Below are 15088 nucleotides of genomic sequence, written 5' to 3' on the forward strand. Positions count from 1 at the left end.
CGCCTCGGCCGCGGCCGTGAGGCTGCCGTGCCGCTCCACTGCCAGAAGGATCTCGAGATGCCGCAGGCGCAGTCGGCGCAGGTTCAGCGCTAGCTGGCGCTCCTCGTCTTGCATAAGAGAATGCGATGGGTCCAGATGAAAGAAGGTGTGGATCATTATGTGACGCCACCCGATGATCCGGCCATCCGAATCACTCTCCGCAGGAGTTGCAGCGATGAACGCGACCACCCGACGCAGCGTGCTGGGACTGGGCCTGGCCCTCGTCCTCGCCGCGAGCCACGCCCAGGCCCAGACCTACCCGGCACGCCCCGTCAAGCTGGTGGTGCCTTTCCCGGCCGGCGGCGGCACCGACATCGTGGCGCGCAAGATGGCCGAGCACGTGCGCGAGGAACTGGGGCAGCCTGTGGTCGTCGAGAACAAGGCCGGCGCCAGCGGCAACATCGGCGCCGACAGCGTGGCGCGCTCGGCACCCGATGGCTACACCCTGATGCTCACCGCCGCGCCCTTCGCCATCGCGCCGGCGGTGTTCAAGAACTTGAGCTTCGACCCGGTCAAGGACTTCACCCCGGTGGCCCAGATCGCCAGCGTGCCCCTCCTGGTCGTGACCCGCGCCGAGTCGCCGCTCAGGAGCATCGCCGACCTGGCCGCCGCCGCGAAGAAGGACGGCAACGCCATCAGCTACGCCACCTTCGGCAATGGCGCGCCGCCCCACCTGGTGGGCGAGCGCATGAAGTCGCTCGGCGGCTTCGGCATGACCCACGTGCCCTACAAGGGCGGGCAGGCTGCACTGCCGGACATCCTCTCCGGCCAGATCGACGTGGCCATCATGGACGTGGTCTCGATGACGCCGCTGATCAAGGCCGGCCGCCTGCGCGCGCTGGCCATTACCGGCCCGAAGCGTTCGCCCGCCTTTCCCGACGTGCCCACGCTGGCGCAGGCCGGCATCCCGTTCGATACGGTGGGCTGGTACGCGGTGTTCGGCCCAGCGGGGCTGGACCCGGTCGTCGCGACGCGCCTCAACGCTGCGCTGCTCAAGGTGATGGCGCGGCCTGACATGCGCAGCCTGCTGATAGACGGCGGTTCCATGCCGGTCGATCGGCAGACGCCTGCCCAATGGGCCACCGCCTTCAAGGAAAACGTCCAGGTCTGGGGCCGTATCGCCCGCGAGTCCGGCGCTTCCGTCGATTGAGGGGGCCTCGTGCAACCGTCTTCTCTTGCCCCTGACGCAGCCGTGCACGAGGTCGAGATCGTGCGCGACGTGGTCTACGGACGCGGGCTCGTGCAGCGCCTCCGGCCGGGTGGGCCGGTCGAGCGCGAACTCGCACTCGACCTCTACCGCCCCGTCGATCCCACGCAGCCCGGCCAGCTGCGCCCGGCCCTGGTGCTGGCCTTCGGCGGCGCCTTTCACCGCGGCTCCAAGGAAAACGACGCCTTCGAGGCGGAGGGCGGCAACACCTCCGTGGCCGAGTACTGCCTGCGATTCGCCCGCCGCGGCTACGTGGCCTGCGCGATCGACTACCGGCTGGTCCCGGAAGACCCGGAACCCGGCGCGACGCCCGTGGTGAGCCGCCCCGAGCGCATCCCGAGCTCGCGCGTGGCCGTGGTGCGCCGCCTGCTGCAACTGCCGCCCGCCACCCCCGAGATGCTGTGGCGCGGCATCGAGGCCGCCAGCGACGACATGGCTGCCGCCACGCGCTTCGTGCGCCGCCAAGCCGCCGCGTGGCTGGTGGACCCGGCGCGTATCGCCGTCGGCGGCTTTTCCGCCGGCGCTCGCACCGCGCTCAACGTGGCTTTCGGCGAGCAGGTGCCGGTGGCGGCGGTGCTGGCGCTGTCCGGCTACATCGATGACGAGGACCTCGCGGCGCACCTGGCGCGCCGCGCCGGCGGCGGCCCGGCCGTCCTGCTGGTGAGCGCGGAGCACGACCTCGACTACGTGGCAGCCGCTGCGCCGGGCCTGCTTGTCCGCCTGCGCGAGGCGGGCCTGCACTGCGAGCAGGTGCAGGTGCCCGGTGCCGGCCATTTCTACCGCGCCGAGGCCGCCGCCCTGTACGATCGGCACGGCACCACCACCGTCGAGGGCGCCATGGCCGCCTTCCTGCGCCACACCCTCGGCCCGATCCCCGGATGACGAGGAGACCGCAATGACCGAATCCTTCCTCCAGGCCTTTGCCGACGCGTGGAATCGCCACGACATCGACGCCCTCATGGAGTTCATGACCGAGGACTGCGTCTTCGAGGCCAGCGCCGGGCCCGAGCCCTGCGGCACCCGCTACGTGGGGCAGCAGGCGGTGCGTGAAGGCTTCAGCCGAGTCTGGCACGACTATCCCGATGCCCAGTGGCTCGGCGCGCGGCACTTCATCGCCGGCGATCGGGGCTTTTCCGAATGGACCTTCGTGGGCACCCGCGCCAGCGACGGCGTCCGCGTCGAGACCAACGGCTGCGACCATTTCACCTTCCGCGACGGCCGCATCCAGCTCAAGAACTCCTGGCGCAAGGCTCGCGGCTGAGCCCGGCGTGTGGCGCCGGCGCCCCAGCGCGCCAAAAGCCGCTTGGGAAAGTAACTAATTGTGTGATTCAATCACCGGCGGAGTAGAGGACCGTCGAGGACATCCATGAAAAGACTGCTGAGCATCTTCTGCATCGCCGCCCTGGTGGCCGGCTGCGCGACCCGCCCCAACGAGGGCCCCGGTTCAGGTTCCGGCGCGGACTACGTCCCGGCCGTTCAGGCGCCTGCCAACGGCCCTGCGGCCTACGAACAGGACCTGGCGCGGTGCCGCGCCTCGGCTGCCACCATCCCCTTCCGGGCCAGCCAGCATGACGATGCGCTTGTCGTGCTCGACACCGGCGTGGTCGGTGCCGGCTGGATGGCTGGCATCCCGACGCTCAGCGGCGTGGCGGTGGTCGGCGGCCTCTATGCCTTCAACAAGGCCGTCTACACCCCCGAGCGCCGCGCGTGGCATGCCAAGCAGGAAACCGCCATGGTCAACTGCCTGGCTCAGAAGGGCTACGTCAACACGGACCCCAGCGTGCGGGTGACGTGGGTGCCGCCTGAGCAGCGCTTTGCCCAGCCAGCGCTGCGCAGCACCGGGCGTGATACGTACAGCGCCGAGCAGTTCGCCAAGGCCCGCCGCTGCAGCGTGCTGCCCATGGCCACGCTGGTCGAGAAGGGCCCCGGCTACGAGCGGCATCGCATCCCGTGCAACAACGGCCAGACGATGGCCGTGCGCTGCGAGTTCGGGAACTGCCGGGCGGGGTAGGGCCGACGCCGGCGGCCGCGCACCAGACGGCTCAGTCCGCGAGTATCCGGGGCGTCGAGATCCGTCCGAGTTCGTAGTCGTTGTTCGATGACGAGTCGGAATCGGGTTCGTATTCGGTCTGCGCTTCGCTGATGGCGCGCTCGTCGGTCCGCATGGTGTGCGCCCCATCGGGCCTTGGTGTGAGGACTTCTCTCAGTTCCTCTTCGCGCCGAAGAGGAGGAAAGCCGCCTTGGGCTCCCGGTCGGTCGACCCGCCGCTCGGGTGAAGCACCTTCCGTGTGCAAGAGGTACAGCGGTGCGTAGACCACGAAGATGCAGATCCCAAGGACCAGGCCCCCGATCAGCAACTGCGTCCTCTCGTCGAAGTTCTGTTGGACCCAGTCGTCCAGCAGCATCGACGTTCCCACGACGTTGGCAAACACGTTCTGGCGCGCGGCATCGGTGAGAAGGAGCTGCCTGCCCAGGCTCTCGAATAGCTCGGCCCATGACATCTCCCCGAACGAGCGAAATTCGGCGTGGACGCGATACCCATCGGAGGCTTCACGCCTTGCTTCGGCGACTTCCTGGACAAAGGTCTGCTTACGTTCGGATGGAACAGTCTTCGAATCTTCGTTGTTGAGCGAAGCAAGGACGGCGAGCTCGACGGGCGTGCGCACACCCGGGAAATAGGCTCTCAGGAACGCGTCCACAAAAATTTCCTGCACGATCTGGCCGCGCGTCTGCAGCGTCAAAGCCTGGGCCCTCGCCAACAGGGAGGTGGTTTCTCTGATCATCCGATCAAAGCAAGTGAAATCCGGTGTCTTCTGCACGTCGGACTCCAGACTGGGTATGGGCCGTAGTCTTGCGTGCAATGGACTGGGATCGCGGTCACGTGCGGAGAGAAGGTGTGCTCGGCGCTCAGTTTTCTTGACTTCCTCCTCCAATGAGATCGGTGATCCAGATTGTTCGATTCGCTTCAGTTCTTCCTCATCTTTTTCCACTTCTGTCTCGAGCGCCGCCAAGTACTCCATTTGCCTTTCTGTTTGGGGCCGATCCAGAGCCAGCCCCCGCAGCCGGTCCAGCTCTCGCGCTTTTCTGTAAACGCCAAGCTCTCGTTCGGTCTTTGCCAGATCTTGTAGTTCTTCAAAAGAAAAGATGTTGCGGTCGAGGCTCAACGAAAGCCACTGCCGGTCCAGTGTCTTGGTTTTTTTGTACACATCCAGTTCTCTTCGAAGACACGTCAAATACTGCTTGTGTGCACCGTCGAGTCCATCTTCACCCGCGTCCTCCAGCCGCTGGATCTCTCGTCCATACAACTCGAAATTCTTCGTGTTGATCATTTGCTGGCGCTGCTCGGCAGGCGTGTCCAGCAGTTGCTTGGCGAAGGCGCTCAGCTCCTCGATGTAGCGCGCGTGAACGCCTTCCTCCTGAATGCTGAAATTGTCTGAGCTGTCCCTGCCGAACCATCTCGCGAAAGCCCCGAAGACAAGGTCGTCCTTGATTTCCAGCAAGGAGTTCGTCACGGAGTGGCCAAGAGAGTGAGAAACATTGAGTTCGGCTGCAGCCGTTGCCGCGAAGCCGACTGCGCGAGGGAGGCCGCTGGCACCTGCAAGGGGGAATGCCGTGGCCATTGCCATTCCGCCAAAACATTGGAACAAGGAATAGATCCCTCCCGATGCGAAAACCGCGCGCGTCGGAAGCGATGTGAGGTTGTCCCTGAGAGGGAAAAAGTAGTTGCATGTATCGCGAGCGACGCTGTAGCAAACGAACGGGCTGATTGCGTTGCCATATTCCTCCAGCTTGCCCGTCTCGTAGCAGGCCAGAATCACGCCGAGGTTGAAAACGCCCAGGACCAAGCGCGACATGACGCTGGTGCGATTGGCTGTGCCCAGTCCGACAGAGAGAATGCCGCCCAGCACGTTGAGCGTGGGTGCAATGGCGATCGCCAGAATGCTCGAGATGCTCAGCGAGCTTTCACCGAGCGCGTCGGATTTGCTCACCTCGAAGGCGACTGCGTCACGCATGAGTGTGCTCAGGGTCACGACCAGGCCGGTACGTGCTGCCACGTTGCGCAAATTGATGGCCCATGGCCCGCACAGGCAGTCGATCAGCGCGCAGCGCCGCTGCTGCTGGCCTTCGAGGGTGTCCTCCGGATGTTTCGCCACGGCTTCCTGCATGCAGGCAAGCACCTTCTCGATATCGGCGAGCAGCTCCCTTTGATCGTTTGGAAGATCCAGTGCATCGCCGCTCGAGGAATCGATCAGGTCTTGTGCATGGGCGATGAACGCATCAGCTGCCGTGATGTCGTCTGCGGGCAGCGCCCGTTTCGCCCTCGTGAGTGCACGGGTCACGTCCTTCGCGACAGTGCGACGGATCAGGGGCAATGACGACTGCCGGGCCTGACCCGGATGGCGGGCCGGCGTCATTTGCTGAAACTGCTGCCGGAGCTGGCTGAGGGCGAGGGTCGGAACCCCGGGTGGTCGCGTTGGCGGATTCTTGTTCTGACCCAGGGGCCTTGGATCGCGCGTCGTTTGGGGTGGATTCAGATAGTTTGACGAGCCTCTGTTTGAACTGTTGATTCCGCTGGGGAGCATTTGGCTACCTTCCTGATTGATTGGGGAAGGCGATGTCTAACCAAAAGTAACGATCCAGTCAAAAATTGTCACAAAATTGTCGCGGATCGGCATTGCGCTCCCCATCGCGCCACCAGCGCCCGGGCCGTGTGATCCTCCTGCTCCTGACCCTCGCACGCTTTAATCAACTTCGTCGCTCCAGCCGTCCGGGGCAGCGCAACGCCCATCCGAGCGCGCGCTGCATTGCTTTGGTCTCAATCGGATCGATGGGAACTGCAGTCACCTTGATGCCCATGCGGCTCGCAGGTGAAAGCGGGGCTATTCGAATATCTTGTCGAGATTCACAACCGCGTGTTGCCGCTTGAGTGTCTTGTTGTTGCGGCTGTCGACGCCTGGCTTGCTGACTGGAATGCGGACTTCGTCATCGCTGGAGGATTCGGAACGGCCCTGGCTCGAGTCTTGGGGCAGGATGTCTGCCTCGCTGAGGTCGGACGATTCGATTCGATCGTCGTTCTCGTTGATGCTTCGCTCGCCCCTCGTCGGCGTGTTGCCCCTGGGTGTATCGACTTGCGTGGGTGGCTTTTCCGCGCCGAATTGAGTAAGGCCAGTGAAGCCGGGCCCTTCGACCGCCTGCCCCGGCTTATCGCCTTCTGTGTGCCCCAGAAACAGCCCTGGATAGGCCAGGAAGACCGAAAGATAGACTATTGTGGCCAAGCCTAGCATCTGCTCCCAGGGACCGAGGCCATCAAGCAGGTCGCTGTTGCCGACCACCGCGGCCACGACAGTGAAGAACGCGCCTTGACGGAGTGCATTCGTAAGAAGAAACTTTTGCGTGAGTTGGCTGAGAAAATCGTTGAAAGATGAAAATTTAGGCGGTACGAGCGAAAGACGCATTCCTTCGGTATCTTTCCTTCGTTGCTCATCAACTGCCTCCACCATCTCTTCATAATTGCTGGCCAAAGAAAGATTCATTGCGTTCATCGAAGTCAAGACCTCCCGCTCCAATTTTGTGAATATTGGATTGGGGAAGTAAGCCAAGGTAAACTCGCGGATGAACACCTCTCGCGAGATCTTTTGGCGCTCCTCTTTTGTAGCCCCAACGCGTCTGCATATTCTTCGCAGACGTTTGTCAAAATTAGTGAAATCGTATTTAACGGCCTTATCGTTCATCAAACAGGAGATGGGGCGAAACTTTTCCAGCTCGTCGTCGGTGGGGTTGAATTCGTATTCAAGCTTTTCCAGGATTTTTTCCTCCGCTTCACTGAGTGCATGCTTCTGCCGAAGTTTCTGCAAGTGCTTGAAATCCCGCGCTACGTCTTCCTTGAGTAGCAGTTCTTCATGATCCTTGAGCCGACGAGGCCTTTTCATCAATCTAGCCAGCTCTCTTGGCTTTTTATAAACGTCGAGCTCCTTTTCCAAATCTGCCAGTTCTGCCAGCCTTTGTGGGCCGAAGCTGCCTGGATCTTTTTTATATTCCCTCCATAGCTGTCTTAGCTTGGCTGGCTTTCCGGCTCTTTGATATTCTTCTCGGAGTTTTGCCAGATATAGAGCGTGTGCCTCATCCAAAGGGCCCATGGTTGCCAAGCGCTTTACTTCCCGCCCATAGATTTCGAAATTATTTTCGTCAATCAAATCTTCGCGATCTTGAGCGGGCTTGTCTAGAAGATTTGTGGCGAAATCAGTCAAGTCTTTGCTGTAGTACCTGTGTACGGCTTCGTCTTGAAGGTTGCTTGCCTCACTTATTGCGTAGTCCTTGTTTTCGAAATATCTCACCAGAGAGTGTAGGCACCAATCGTCCAGAAGCTCAACCACGACGTTGTATCCACTGTGGCCAGCAGAAGCTTGTGCATTGAAAACAGCGGCGGCAAGCATCTCGTGAGACACTGTCTGATTGCCGAAGGCTTGGGGCAAGGCGCCGCTACCGTACTGCGGCACCGTTTGTGCGGCGGCTATTGTGGCTAAAAAATTTGTCCCGGCATACAACAGTCCGGACAAGAATATCGCGCGTATCGGCAGTGATCGAATATTGCTGCTAAGAGGAGATCCGAGCTGAGCAGCGTCCCGAAAAATGTTGAATGCAACAAACGGATGCAGCGCCCGGCCCAACGGTTGTAGCGCCCCAATCCCCGATGGTTGCAGAGCTCTGAATTTGTAAAGGCAATACCCGCCCAAGCCGCAATTCAATAAAAGCATGGCCGCGCGAGACGCGATGCTGGTGATATTGGCGGTTTTTTGAACGACGGATCTGATACCCCCTATCAAATTCAGAATCGGGGCAACGGCGACCATGGCGATGCTTGTTGCCGCCAATAAGCTCTCCGAATCACCAAGCCGAGTGTGTTTAGCCACTGCGAACGCAATCGCGTTGCGAGTCAATATGAATGTGAACACGATGCTGCCGGTCCGGAAGGTCGTGTTGACTGCACTTGCAGCCAAGCGAGCACCGGGGCTTTCAAACTTGTTCTCGAACACACGACCCATGAATTCAATTAGGCCTAGGCGCCGTTGCTGTTGGGCCTCAGGGGAGCTGCCCGGATGCTTCGCCGCCGCCGCGCGCATACCCGCAAGCAACGCGCCAATGTCATTCGACAAGGGGTCCGCATCCGGTAAGTCATCTTGGACTTCGCCGTTTTCTTCAATGAGGTAACGAGCTAGTTCGGTCAATTCCTGAGCCGTTTCAGCTTCGTCCGGGGACATCTTTTTCTGCATCTTCTTGATTTCGCGCGGCAAGGCATGTTCGGCAAGCCGTCGCAAATGTGGTAGAGCAGATTGGGCCAGATCAGCGTCCCCTCGAGGGAGGTTATTCTGAAGAAAGTCCTGCATTCCGCTTATGCTTTGTAGCGGAACGGGAGGGATGTCGCTTTGAGTTTTGTTTTTTTCCGATTCGTCGGGTTTGGTTGCCTGCTGTGAAGGGGTGGGCTTCCTGAGAGTTTTCGTAACTGCTCGCGTCATTGATGACCTGCTTTCCTGATTGATTGAGGAAAGCGATATCTAACTGCAAAATACGAGCTGGTCAAAAACTGTCGCAGTTTTGTCGCTGACAAAGAATAAATTGCGAACTTTTGTCCCGCGCCCTTGGTTCACGCGAAGACGCGAAACCGCCCATCAGCGCCCGCTGCACCTGGCCGGTTACGCGCCGGCCTCGCTGGTTATTGACTTGCGATTCAGTCCGCGCGCGCCACCGGATGCTGCGCCAAGGCCTCCAGCGCCAGCACCAGGGCCGAATGATCCTCCTGGCCATGACCCAATGCCGCGCACGCATTCATCAACTGCGCGGCTCCTGCGGTCTGCGGCAGCGCGACCCCCAGCGCGCGCGCGCTCTGCATCGCGAGGTTCAGATCCTTCTGATGCAGCGAGATTCGAAAGCCCGGCGCGAAGGTTCGCTTGATCATCCGCTCGCCATGCACCTCGAGGATGCGCGACGAGGCAAAACCGCCCATCAGCGCCTGCCGCACCTTGGCCGGGTCCGCGCCGGCCTTGCTGGCGAATACCAGCGCCTCGCCCACTGCCGCGATGTTGAGCGCGACGATGATCTGGTTGGCAACCTTGCACACCTGGCCGTCACCCGCGGCGCCGACCAGCGTGATGTTCTTGCCCATCTTCTCGAGCAAGGGGCGCACGCGGCCGAAGACGCCTTCGTCGCCGCCGCACATGATGGTCAGGCTGGCTGCCTTGGCGCCCACCTCGCCGCCCGAGACCGGCGCATCGACATAGCCGCACCCCAGCTCCTCGATGCGCTTCGCGAAGCCCTTGGTCGCGATCGGATCGATGGAACTGCAGTCCACCACCGTCTTGCCCTTGGTCAATGCCGAGGCTACGCCGTTCTCGCCGAACAGCACCTTCTCCACATCGGGCGTGTCGGGGACCATGATGAAGACCACGTCGGCCTGCTTCGTGACCTCGGCGGCCGAGCTGCACACGGTGGCGCGCGAGCTGAAGGGCTCGGGCACTGTTCCATGCGTGTGAACGAACAGTGTGTGACCTGCGTCGAGCAAATGCCCCGCCATGGGCGCACCCATGATGCCGAGGCCGATGAAACCGATCTTTTGGGATGCCGTGGTGGACATGCGATGAATTCCTTGTCTTGTCTATCTGTCTGTCGTTATTGGGTGAGGGCGGTGCGCCATCCGAGGCCGTCTTCGGTGGTGCCGCGCGGCTTGTACTCGCAGCCGATCCAGCCGGTGTAGCCCGCGGCATCGATGTGCTTGAACAGCCAGGGGTAGTTGATCTCCCCCGTGCCCGGCTCGCCCCGGCCGGGGTTGTCGGCCAGCTGGATATGCCCGATGCGGGCCATGTTCTTCGTGATCGTCGCCGCCAACTCGCCTTCCATGCGCTGCGCGTGGTAGATGTCGTACTGCAGCAGCAGGTTGGTCGAGCCCACCTCGTCGATGATCGACAGCGCCTGGTCGGTGCGCGTAAGGAAGAAGCCGGGGATGTCGAAGTGGTTGACCGGCTCGATCAGCAGCATGATCCCGGCGCTCTGCAGCTCGCGGGCGGCGAATCGCAGGTTCTCCACCGCGACCTGGCGCGCCTCCTGCGCACCCACGCCGACGGGCAGCTTGCCCAGCAGGCAGTTGAGCTTGGGGCAGCCCAGCGCCGTGGCGTAGTCGATGGCCATGCCCACGCCCTCGCGGAACTCGCCCACGCGGTCCGGGTGGCAGGCGATGCCACGCTCGCCGCCCTCCCAGTTGCCTGCTGGCAGGTTATGCAGCACCTGCTGCAGGCCGTTGGCGCGCAGCGCGGCGGTGAGCTCCTTCTTGTCGAAGGGGTAGGGGAACAGGTATTCCACGGCCTTGAAGCCGGCCTTGGCGGCGGCCTCGAAGCGCTGCATGAAGGGCAGCTCGGTGAAGAGCATCGTCAGGTTGGCGGCGAAACGCGGCATGTTGCTTGTCTCCTCTCTCAATCAATCGAGCATCGCGGCGGCGACGGCGGTCGGGGCATCCTCGGCGCTCTCGGCGAGCGCCTCGAATTCGTTGATCGCATCGATCTCGGTGCCCATCGCGATGTTGGTCACGCGCTCCAGCATCACCTCGATCACCACCGGCACGCTGAACTCGGCCATCAACTGCTCGGCGCGCTCGATGGCGGGCTTCATCTCTTCCTGCTTGTAGACGCGCAGCGCCTTGCAGCCAAGGCCTTCGACCACCTTCAGGTGATCGACGCCGTACTCGCGCTCGATGCCGCTCTGCTCGGTGGCATTGATGTTCTCGAAGCCCAGCTGCACGCAGTAGTCCATCTCGAAGCCGCGCTGCGCCTGGCGGATCAGGCCGAGGTAGGAGTTGTTGACCACGATGTGGATGTAGGGCAGCTTGAACTGCGCACCCACGGCCAGCTCCTCGATCATGAACTGGAAGTCGTAGTCGCCCGAGAGTGCGACGATCTTGCGCGACGGGTCGGCGGCACGCACGCCGAGCGCGGCCGGAATGGTCCAGCCCAGCGGTCCGGCCTGGCCGCAGTTGATCCAATGCCGCGGGTTGTAGACGTGCAGGAACTGCGCGGCCGCGATCTGCGAGAGCCCGATGGTGCTCACGTAGCAGGTGTCGTTGTCGAAGTTGCGGTTCATGCACTGGTAGACGCGCTGCGGCTTCATCGGCACGTCCGCGAAGTTGGTCTTGCGCAGCATCGTCTTCTTGCGCTCCAGGCACTCGCCGGCCCATTCGCGGCGGCTCGGCAACCGGCCCGCGGCCTTCATCTCCTCGGTGACCTCGATGAAGAGCTGCAACGCGGCCTTTGCGTCCGAGACGATGCCGAAGTCGGGCGTGAACACGCGGCCGATCTGCGTAGGCTCGATGTCCACGTGCACGAAGGTGCGGCCCTTCGTGTAGACCTCGACCGAGCCGGTGTGACGGTTGGCCCAGCGGTTGCCGATACCCAGCACGAAGTCGGAAGCGAGCATCGTCGCGTTGCCGTAGCGGTGGCTGGTCTGCAGGCCGCACATGCCTGCCATCAGCGGGTGGTTGTCGGGGATGGCGCCCCAGCCCATCAGCGTGGGGATCACCGGCACGCCCGTCGCTTCGGCGAAGCGCACCAGCAGGTCGCTCGCGTCGGCGTTGATGATGCCGCCGCCGGCCACGATCAGCGGGCGCTCGGCCGCGTTCAGCATGGAGATCGCCTTCTCGATCTGCGCGCGGGTAGCGGCGGGCTTGTAGGGCGTGAGCGGCTGGTAGGTGTCGATGTCGAACTCGATCTGCGCCATCTGCACGTCGAAGGGCAGGTCGATCAGCACCGGGCCCGGGCGGCCCGAACGCATCAGGTGAAAGGCCTGCTGGAACACCTGCGGCACCTGGCCCGGCTCGCGCACCGTGACCGACCACTTGGTGACCGGCTTGGAGATCGACTCGATGTCCACCGCCTGGAAGTCTTCCTTGTAGAGGCGGGCGCGCGGCGCCTGGCCGGTGATGCAGAGAATCGGGATCGAGTCCGCCCAGGCCGAGTACAGCCCGGTGATCATGTCGGTGCCGGCCGGCCCCGAGGTGCCGATGCACACGCCGATGTTGCCGGCCACCGCGCGGGTGTAGCCCTCGGCCATGTGCGAGGCGCCCTCGACGTGGCGCGCCAGGATGTGGGCGATGCTGCCGTGCTTGCGCAGGGCCGAGTAGAGCGGATTGATGGCGGCGCCGGGCACGCCGAAGGCCTGCGTCACGCCTTCTTTTTCCATCACCAGAACGGCGGCCTGGGCCGCGGTCATCTTTGCCATGTGAAGTCTCCTTGGGTTGCCTGCACTGTAGGAATTCGAGGCTTCGGGCAGAAGGCGGTGCCGGACCATAAAAGCTATTCCGCGGTGGAATAAGTGGCTACGATCAGGAGGATGGATCGACTGCTTGCCATGGAGATGTTCGTGCGCGTGGTGGAGACCGGCAGCTTCTCCAAGGCCGCGCGCGAGTTCAACACCACGCAACCCACCGTGACCAAGCAGGTCGCGAGCACCGAGGCCCGGCTGAAGGTGCGGCTGCTCAACCGCAACACGCGCGGGGTGAGCCTCACCGAGGCGGGATCGCTCTACTACGACAAGTGCAAGAACATCGTGCGCGAGGCGGAGGAGGCCGAGCACATCGTGCGCCGGCGCGAATCCCAGGCCCAGGGCCTGCTGCGCATCGGCACCTCGGTGGCGTTCGGCCGCCGCGTGGTGGTGCCGCTGGCGCTGGAGTACATGGCGCGCCATCCGCAGGTTCAGGTGGACCTGAGCTTCGAGGACCGCTACGTGGACCTGATCGCGCAGGGCATCGACGTCGCGGTGCGCATGGGCAAGCTGGCCGATTCTTCGCTGGGCGCGCGCTTCCTCGGGATGAACCCCTGGGTGATCGTGGCGGCGCCGGGCTACCTGAAGAAGCACGGCACGCCGAAGCGCGCGCAGGACCTCAGTGCCCACGTGGCGCTGATCTACAGCAGCGTCGTGGGCGACGATGTCTGGCGCATGCACACCCCCAAGGGCGAGCCGGTGACGGTGCCGGTGACCGGCCGCCTGCGCTCCAACAACCTCTCGGCGGTGCTGGCCGCGGCGCGAGAGGGGCTGGGTATCGCGCTGATGCCGCGTTACGTGGCGAGCGACTCGCTGGCCGCGGGAAAGGTGGTGGAGATCCTTCCGGGACATGCGCTGCCGGAGCAGGAAATCCACGCGGTCTATCCGTCGCCGAAGCTGGTGCCGGGAAAGGTGTCGAGCTTCGTGGCTTTCCTGCAGGGGCGGTTCGGCGAGGAGTGGTGGCGGCGTTAGAGACCACCGGTTCGGCACACAATCCACAGGCCAGAGAACGCAGGAGATCTCCGCATGAAGCCACCCAAGCCGCCTGCTCCGCCACGTCCGCCGGGTATGCAGGCCGAGAAAGCACCGCCGGCCCCGGCGGGCACGTCGCTCACGCCCGAATGGCTGCGATGGACCACCGAACAGCTGCTGCGCGGCTGCACGCCGGAATCGGTGCTGGCGTCGATGATTGCTGCCGGGCTCGACGCGCAAGCCAGCGCGGAGCTGATCGAACTGGTGCCCGGCAACGCCGTCTACATCGCGGCCGAGGGCCGGGCGCAGCAACTGCGCAAGCTCGAGTCCACGCTGGCCAACCTGCAGCTGCTCTGGGAGATCGACCCGATGTACAGCATCGTGGACAAGCGGGTGTCGGTCAGCGAGGAAGAGTTCATGGAGCGCTATGTGCGAGGCTGCCGCCCGCTGGTGCTCACGGGCCATACGCGGGACTGGCCTGCGATGCAGCGCTGGTCGCCGGATTATCTGAAGGATCGATTCGGCCATCTCGATGTCGAGGTCCAGGCCGAACGGCAGGCGAATCCACGCTACGAGGAAGACAAGGCGGCGCATCGGCGGAACGTTCGCCTGGGCGACTTCGTCGACCAGGTGCTGGCCGGCGGCGAAACCAACGACTACTACCTCACCGCCAACAACGAAGCATTGCGGCGGCCCGACTTCGCTCCGCTGCTGGATGACATCGGCAGCCTGCCCCCGTGCTGCATCCGCTCCGAGCTGGCCGAGCGGTCGTCGTTCTGGTTCGGGCCGGCAGGCACGGTGACTCCCTTGCACCATGACACGCTGATGCTGTTCCACACGCAGGTCGTCGGCCGCAAGCGCTGGCGCCTCATCTCGCCCTTGCAGGGACAGCGCCTGTACAACACGAACGGCGTCTTCAGTCCCATCGACCTGGATGCGGTCGACCTGAGGCAGTTTCCCTTGTTCGCGGGCGTGCGCGTACTCGAGGTCGTGGTCTGGCCGGGTGAGACGATGTTCCTGCCGCTGGGCTGGTGGCACCAGGTGCGCGCGCTGGACGTCAGCGTGTCCTTTTCGTACTCGAACCTGGCGTTGCCGATTCCGAACATGTTCACCTACTTCGATCCGGTACCGCGTGCCGTCCCGGATGCTTGATGGAGAGCGCGCCGTGCGGCTGGCGCGGGGCGCACGCTTCGACCTCTGAGGGCCTGGCTCAGGCGACGCGGCAAGACTTGACGACGAAGGGCGCCGGGTCGGTGCCGAAGAACGCGTTGGTGCACGGGACCGTCCCGTTGACCGTCTTCTGCACCCAGCGCGTGTCGGCGCCATACCTCACCACGGTTGGCGCTGACACGGTGAAGCTTTGTCCCTCGTTGGCCAGGAATGCGCCCGAGGGCGGCGGCGCTGGGGCCGGTGCGGGTGCGGGTGCTGGCGCAGGTGCTGGTGCGGGTGCTGGTGCTGGTGCTGGCGCTGGCGCTGGTGCGGGCGCGGGCGCGGGTGCGGGTGCGGGTGCGGGTGCGGGTGCGGGTGCAGGTGCAGGCGCAGCCTTTCACCACGCAGCTGTCGGTGCTG

Annotated in this window: 13 protein-coding genes; 7 read left to right on the forward strand and 6 right to left on the reverse strand. The window is 63.5% G+C overall.

All coding sequences use genetic code 11. The annotated features are described in order from the left end of the window. Positions 1 to 214 precede the first annotated feature (214 nt). The 4 genes from APY03_RS09925 to APY03_RS09940 all read left to right on the forward strand — a co-directional run bounded on the left by APY03_RS09925 (position 215) and on the right by APY03_RS09940 (position 3257). Positions 215 to 1189, forward strand: a complete 975-nt coding sequence (locus APY03_RS09925) for a Bug family tripartite tricarboxylate transporter substrate binding protein (protein WP_068676309.1) — start codon at positions 215 to 217, stop codon at positions 1187 to 1189. 9 nt (positions 1190 to 1198) lie between these two features. Continuing rightward, on the forward strand, positions 1199 to 2128 hold the full coding sequence (locus tag APY03_RS09930; protein WP_146039689.1) for an alpha/beta hydrolase: 930 nt from the start codon (positions 1199 to 1201) through the stop codon (positions 2126 to 2128). A 13-nt stretch (positions 2129 to 2141) separates the two neighbouring features. Continuing rightward, positions 2142 to 2507 (forward strand): nuclear transport factor 2 family protein, encoded by a 366-nt coding sequence (locus tag APY03_RS09935; protein ID WP_068676313.1) that lies wholly within the window; start codon positions 2142 to 2144, stop codon positions 2505 to 2507. 105 nt (positions 2508 to 2612) lie between these two features. Then, the gene (locus tag APY03_RS09940; RefSeq protein ID WP_068676316.1) at positions 2613 to 3257 is read left to right on the forward strand and encodes a hypothetical protein; all 645 of its coding nucleotides are present in this window, start codon (positions 2613 to 2615) and stop codon (positions 3255 to 3257) included. 31 nt (positions 3258 to 3288) lie between these two features. Here APY03_RS09940 and APY03_RS09945 read toward each other — a convergent pair whose 3' ends face one another. The 5 genes from APY03_RS09945 to gcl form a co-directional block, all read right to left on the reverse strand. Further along, positions 3289 to 5661 (reverse strand): hypothetical protein, encoded by a 2373-nt coding sequence (locus tag APY03_RS09945; RefSeq protein WP_068676318.1) that lies wholly within the window; start codon positions 5659 to 5661, stop codon positions 3289 to 3291. Between the two features lie 465 nt (positions 5662 to 6126). Next, positions 6127 to 8760, reverse strand: coding sequence for a hypothetical protein (locus APY03_RS09950; RefSeq protein ID WP_146039690.1), 2634 nt, complete (start codon positions 8758 to 8760; stop codon positions 6127 to 6129). Positions 8761 to 8972: 212 nt separating this feature from the next. Further along, positions 8973 to 9875, reverse strand: a complete 903-nt coding sequence (locus APY03_RS09955; protein ID WP_068676322.1) for a 2-hydroxy-3-oxopropionate reductase — start codon at positions 9873 to 9875, stop codon at positions 8973 to 8975. A gap of 35 nt (positions 9876 to 9910) precedes the next feature. After that, positions 9911 to 10690 carry a hydroxypyruvate isomerase gene (gene hyi, locus APY03_RS09960; RefSeq protein WP_068676325.1) on the reverse strand — a complete coding sequence of 260 codons (780 nt, stop codon included), beginning with the start codon at positions 10688 to 10690 and terminating at the stop codon, positions 9911 to 9913. 21 nt (positions 10691 to 10711) lie between these two features. Continuing rightward, the gene (gcl, locus tag APY03_RS09965; protein ID WP_068676327.1) at positions 10712 to 12505 is read right to left on the reverse strand and encodes a glyoxylate carboligase; all 1794 of its coding nucleotides are present in this window, start codon (positions 12503 to 12505) and stop codon (positions 10712 to 10714) included. A gap of 111 nt (positions 12506 to 12616) precedes the next feature. On the opposite strand from gcl, the gene APY03_RS09970 reads away from it, so the two are divergent. Further along, the gene (locus tag APY03_RS09970) at positions 12617 to 13519 is read left to right on the forward strand and encodes a LysR family transcriptional regulator (RefSeq protein ID WP_068676329.1); all 903 of its coding nucleotides are present in this window, start codon (positions 12617 to 12619) and stop codon (positions 13517 to 13519) included. 54 nt (positions 13520 to 13573) lie between these two features. Continuing rightward, the gene (locus APY03_RS09975) at positions 13574 to 14671 is read left to right on the forward strand and encodes a cupin-like domain-containing protein (RefSeq protein ID WP_083944252.1); all 1098 of its coding nucleotides are present in this window, start codon (positions 13574 to 13576) and stop codon (positions 14669 to 14671) included. Between the two features lie 58 nt (positions 14672 to 14729). Here APY03_RS09975 and APY03_RS41355 read toward each other — a convergent pair whose 3' ends face one another. Beyond that, the gene (locus APY03_RS41355; protein ID WP_157103397.1) at positions 14730 to 14870 is read right to left on the reverse strand and encodes a hypothetical protein; all 141 of its coding nucleotides are present in this window, start codon (positions 14868 to 14870) and stop codon (positions 14730 to 14732) included. A 29-nt stretch (positions 14871 to 14899) separates the two neighbouring features. Between APY03_RS41355 and APY03_RS41360 the strand changes: the two genes are divergently transcribed. Next, a partial coding sequence (locus APY03_RS41360; protein ID WP_198161233.1) for a hypothetical protein occupies positions 14900 to 15088 on the forward strand: 189 nt, incomplete at its 3' end.

The organism is Variovorax sp. WDL1, assembly GCF_001541225.1.
In the GTDB taxonomy this organism is placed as follows: domain Bacteria; phylum Pseudomonadota; class Gammaproteobacteria; order Burkholderiales; family Burkholderiaceae_C; genus Variovorax.

Bases quoted from the DNA above. Each gene is read 5' to 3' on its own strand.
- APY03_RS09925 (WP_068676309.1), top strand. From the start codon at position 215: ATGAACGCGACCACCCGACGCAGCGTGCTGGGACTGGGCCTGGCCCTC.
- APY03_RS09935 (WP_068676313.1), top strand. From the start codon at position 2,142: ATGACCGAATCCTTCCTCCAGGCCTTTGCCGACGCGTGGAATCGCCAC.
- APY03_RS09940 (WP_068676316.1), top strand. From the start codon at position 2,613: ATGAAAAGACTGCTGAGCATCTTCTGCATCGCCGCCCTGGTGGCCGGC.
- APY03_RS09945 (WP_068676318.1), bottom strand. From the start codon at position 5,661: ATGACGCCGGCCCGCCATCCGGGTCAGGCCCGGCAGTCGTCATTGCCC.
- APY03_RS09950 (WP_146039690.1), bottom strand. From the start codon at position 8,760: ATGACGCGAGCAGTTACGAAAACTCTCAGGAAGCCCACCCCTTCACAG.
- APY03_RS09955 (WP_068676322.1), bottom strand. From the start codon at position 9,875: ATGTCCACCACGGCATCCCAAAAGATCGGTTTCATCGGCCTCGGCATC.
- hyi (WP_068676325.1), bottom strand. From the start codon at position 10,690: ATGCCGCGTTTCGCCGCCAACCTGACGATGCTCTTCACCGAGCTGCCC.
- gcl (WP_068676327.1), bottom strand. From the start codon at position 12,505: ATGGCAAAGATGACCGCGGCCCAGGCCGCCGTTCTGGTGATGGAAAAA.
- APY03_RS09970 (WP_068676329.1), top strand. From the start codon at position 12,617: ATGGATCGACTGCTTGCCATGGAGATGTTCGTGCGCGTGGTGGAGACC.
- APY03_RS09975 (WP_083944252.1), top strand. From the start codon at position 13,574: ATGAAGCCACCCAAGCCGCCTGCTCCGCCACGTCCGCCGGGTATGCAG.